Raw genomic sequence first — 3,603 nt, 5'->3', positions numbered from 1 at the left:
AATCCGCCCGGGGAAAGGGGAACTGCGCTCAGACCCCGTTTTGTGCAACAAAGCCCTTGTAGAGTATACGCTCCGCAACTAACTAGTGGTATTCGGAAAACCCTTGATTGCTTTATTGAAACGGGTCTTTGGGTAAAGGCGAGCCCCACACCTTCAAAGCTGGAATAGCGCCTTCGCCGCCTGGTTGCCATTCTCCCAACCATGTATTTGAGGAGAACCCTATTCCTTCACTGGCGATCGTCCAAACGCCGCTTTCTCCGCAAGGTGTCTTTGACTCGGCAACAATCCAGTATTTCTTTTCCGGTCGAAGAACCTTTGTACCGGTCGCGCCCACAAGTTCCAGATTGGGTTGCCATCCGACGGCACTAACGACCGTAGGTAATTCTTCGATTGCACCTTCCCCCGGGGTCGCATCGTCGGCTGAACCTTCGCGAAGGCTAATAACAATCTTCGGCACGCCCGGTTCACCATTGTTCATCAACCAAATTCCAATTTTGGAAAGAGTAACCTTGGCTTTAACCTTAAACCGAACAGCCACGGACTGACTAAAGCACACGTCGGGTCCATAGTAGCCAAAAATTCCCCCGGGTGGAGCCGTTGAAAAAACCAAATCAGTTTCACTTGTATCGAAGTGAGAAACGGTTTCTCCGCACGTACCTGGCGATTTAGTTGTGATTTGTCGCATTTAGTAGCCCTCCATTAGCCAAAAAAGTCTAAGCGTTTTGCTGGCTCGCCAGTAAGGCAAAAGCTAATAAATTCACTTGGCGTGCACCCTAAACAGAACTATATTCCAAGATTGATATAGCTCAACTTCAGATTAAGCGAATCCACTGGGTATAATTCGTCGGTTTCTTAAATACTCATGAATAGTGATCTGACTCCGATTTCATCTTGATGTTGTCTATATCGAGGTTGATTTTGGAAAAGAAAATGGAAAGCGATGGCCCACGCCCGATCGCCACGAAACGCCACATCGCCCTTTACCACAGTTATTCCGTTTGAGCCTGATTTATCTTTCCACTACAGTAAGAGTTTTAGGTTCGCTTAACCCTCCAGGCTTATAGACTCGAACATTCAATTTGCCGGTTTTTCCGGTGTGTGCTGAAGTCAACTCTCCCCAAACCTCAGTTTCGCTTTTATACGTGCTGTCTAGGTTATCACTCCCAACTTTCACAATTATATAAGTTCCATCACCGAATTCAGATCCATGGACTATTAGCTTTCCTTCAAAACCCTTTTCGACAGTTGATGGGTCAAGTTTATCAATTATTGGGATAGATTTTTTCATATTCTAACTCCTATTGACAATGTGAGCGAAAATCAGTGCAGGTTTCCTATGGCTGACGGTCATGGCCCCTTTTTTTAAGTATCAATCTTTTCGCGGCTTTTTTGGTAGGAATACTGTTCAGATAGATTCTCCTCCACTGAAGTGGTTAGCTGGGCTTTGTTGATGGCGTGGATGCCTCCTCCTGACGGCATCGCAATGTGCCAATGTGATGTTTGTTCAATCCGCGGCATTTTTTTATCCTCATCATTTAGATCCATCCAGCCCTCAGCAAGATCTGGTTCCATCCAGATCGCGCCGCTGAAAGGCGGCGGTCAGAGTCGACACTCTTATTCTCCTGCAGACGGAGTTGAGAAAAGCACGAAGGATTCGACGGAAGGAGTGGCCGTTTGACTACGTCGAAGTTGAGCGAGACAAGAGCTGTCCAATCGGCACTCAGCGCCGCAACATGATGGACCGCGACGCTTTTCTCGGCGGCGATCATATGGGCCTGACCGCCAATCCCCATGCCGCAATCGGGCAATGCATCGTTCCAGAGGCTGTTGAGAGGGTTCTTAGACCTTCTCCGACGTTTGCCTCCAATTGATGGTGCAATCAGCTTTCCCTTGCTGTTCTTGATAAGAAGATACCAATCCTCAAGCAAACGGCGATTGCTCATCGCATGGTGAATAATGATCTCGCCGGTCAGGCGCCATCCAATTTGGAGCAGGACCATTACAGAACGGGTGGTGAGCCCGCCAAGCCAGTTCTGCTTATCGGAATCTTTCAGAAGCTCAATTTCCTTGTCCACATCGCTCAAAAGATCTTGAATTTCCTTTCTCTCGGCAATCCAGCCGTCACGCATGGCAGCCCTCAGACTCTTGCCGAACTCGACAACCTTGTCCTTCGTGCGGTTCATTTCCGTGGATTGACAACGCAGTCTGAGGTTCTCGTAGGCCCTGACCGCACTTCTAATAAACTTGGTGTCATCGAAATGGACATGGTCAAAGGGCTCGGGCGGCGGCACGCGACGGTTTCTCCGACTGCGACGCCATTCATCTAACGTTGCCGCATTCAGAGTACTTTCCGCCCTAGGGTTGTCCGGTGGCACAGAGGGCTTGCCCTTCCATGCCGAACAATTGGTCTCGGAGTTGACGCTCGCGAAATCAAGCTCACACCCCAGCACCTTTGGCGGATTAACCGAGTTGCTACCGCTAATCGTGTTCATCCATTCGGATAGATGGACGTGGCAAGACGTGATGTTGCACTCCTCCGGCGTGGTGCATTCGCCAAGAGTATTCGCATTTCCCGAACAGCCGGAAAACCCAATCACGTCACCCTTTGTGACCTTCCGCGGCGGACCATGAATCCTAGCGAAATGCCCGTGTTGGAAAATCACCTTCTCTTTGCCGGACGTGGTCGTCAGTTCTGCGCGGTTCCCAAGATCATCAGGAGCCTGATCGTCGCGCAGATGAATAAGTGTACCGCTGGCGGCAGCAAGCATCGGTGTTTCCCGTGGGAAACGCGCAAATCCCGTGTAGATGTCAACGCCATTGTGCCGCCCTTTGCTGCGTCCCTTGAAGCGGCTAGATTTCGGTTTCCAATTTCCGTTGCCCATGGAATCGGTTGGATAAAAGCCGCGATACTCGCCCGCAAATTTTTCATTCGGTTCCGCATCGGTCTGAACTGGGTACAGCCGATCACCTAGTTCGAATAACGTGTCTTCCCGATCCATTATGACGAACATCTTCCGTTTGCTAACCATGACAATCCCTTGGCCAGCAATTAGTGCAGCTAAAAACTTGGGCTGACGTCATACTCAAGCCCCCCCGAAGTATTTTTTGCAAATGTCGTGCGTATGTCGAATAAACTTCATTTCAGGTTAGGGGCGAATCACAGATTCGTTCAAGTACTGGTTTAAAACGGATAAAACGCAGTCGATTCACAACACTTTCTGCTTACTTCCGTTGGATTGAAACTTGGAACCAGAACTTGTCGACGACGAAATATCCGCCGACGCTGATCTCTAAGGGGTGATCGGGCCAACCCGGTGGTTCACTTGATTGCAGTACTGCATCAGTTAATTCTGCGTCACCTTCGCCGCGTTGTGCGGCGCCGACAACGTTACGAAGCCCAGACCGACATGTAGAAACCTAGCCGTTCCAACCAAGTATGTCGGCTTCCTATGCTATGATCGCTTCCGTGAACGAGCTCGCCTTTTGGCTCATCCGTTTCTGCGATTTCGTAGGTGAAACCGACATTCCCTATTTCAACCCATAATCGCGGCTTTGTTGCACAAAACGGGGTCTGAGCGCAGTTCCCCTTTCCCCGGGCGGATT

4 protein-coding genes are annotated in these 3,603 nt (G+C 49.8%); all 4 read right to left on the bottom strand.

Annotation, left to right across the window (positions count from 1 at the left end):
• Positions 1-112: 112 nt before the first annotated feature.
• Positions 113-685 carry a hypothetical protein gene (locus GOX66_RS25345; RefSeq protein WP_170766668.1) on the bottom strand — a complete coding sequence of 191 codons (573 nt, stop codon included), beginning with the start codon at positions 683-685 and terminating at the stop codon, positions 113-115.
• A 324-nt stretch (positions 686-1,009) separates the two neighbouring features.
• Positions 1,010-1,288, bottom strand: coding sequence for an IPT/TIG domain-containing protein (locus tag GOX66_RS25340; RefSeq protein WP_170766667.1), 279 nt, complete (start codon positions 1,286-1,288; stop codon positions 1,010-1,012).
• 74 nt (positions 1,289-1,362) lie between these two features.
• Positions 1,363-1,545, bottom strand: a complete 183-nt coding sequence (locus GOX66_RS25335; RefSeq protein ID WP_170766665.1) for a hypothetical protein — start codon at positions 1,543-1,545, stop codon at positions 1,363-1,365.
• Positions 1,536-3,011 (bottom strand): M23 family metallopeptidase, encoded by a 1,476-nt coding sequence (locus tag GOX66_RS25330; RefSeq protein WP_170766663.1) that lies wholly within the window; start codon positions 3,009-3,011, stop codon positions 1,536-1,538. Before GOX66_RS25330 ends, GOX66_RS25335 begins: the two co-directional genes overlap by 10 nt.
• Positions 3,012-3,603: the final 592 nt, after the last annotated feature.

This window comes from Ruegeria lacuscaerulensis (assembly GCF_013031245.1).
GTDB classification, from domain to species: domain Bacteria; phylum Pseudomonadota; class Alphaproteobacteria; order Rhodobacterales; family Rhodobacteraceae; genus Ruegeria; species Ruegeria lacuscaerulensis_C.
The sequence above is the reverse complement of the archived record's forward strand: the minus strand, read 5'-3'. Positions and strand labels throughout refer to the sequence as shown.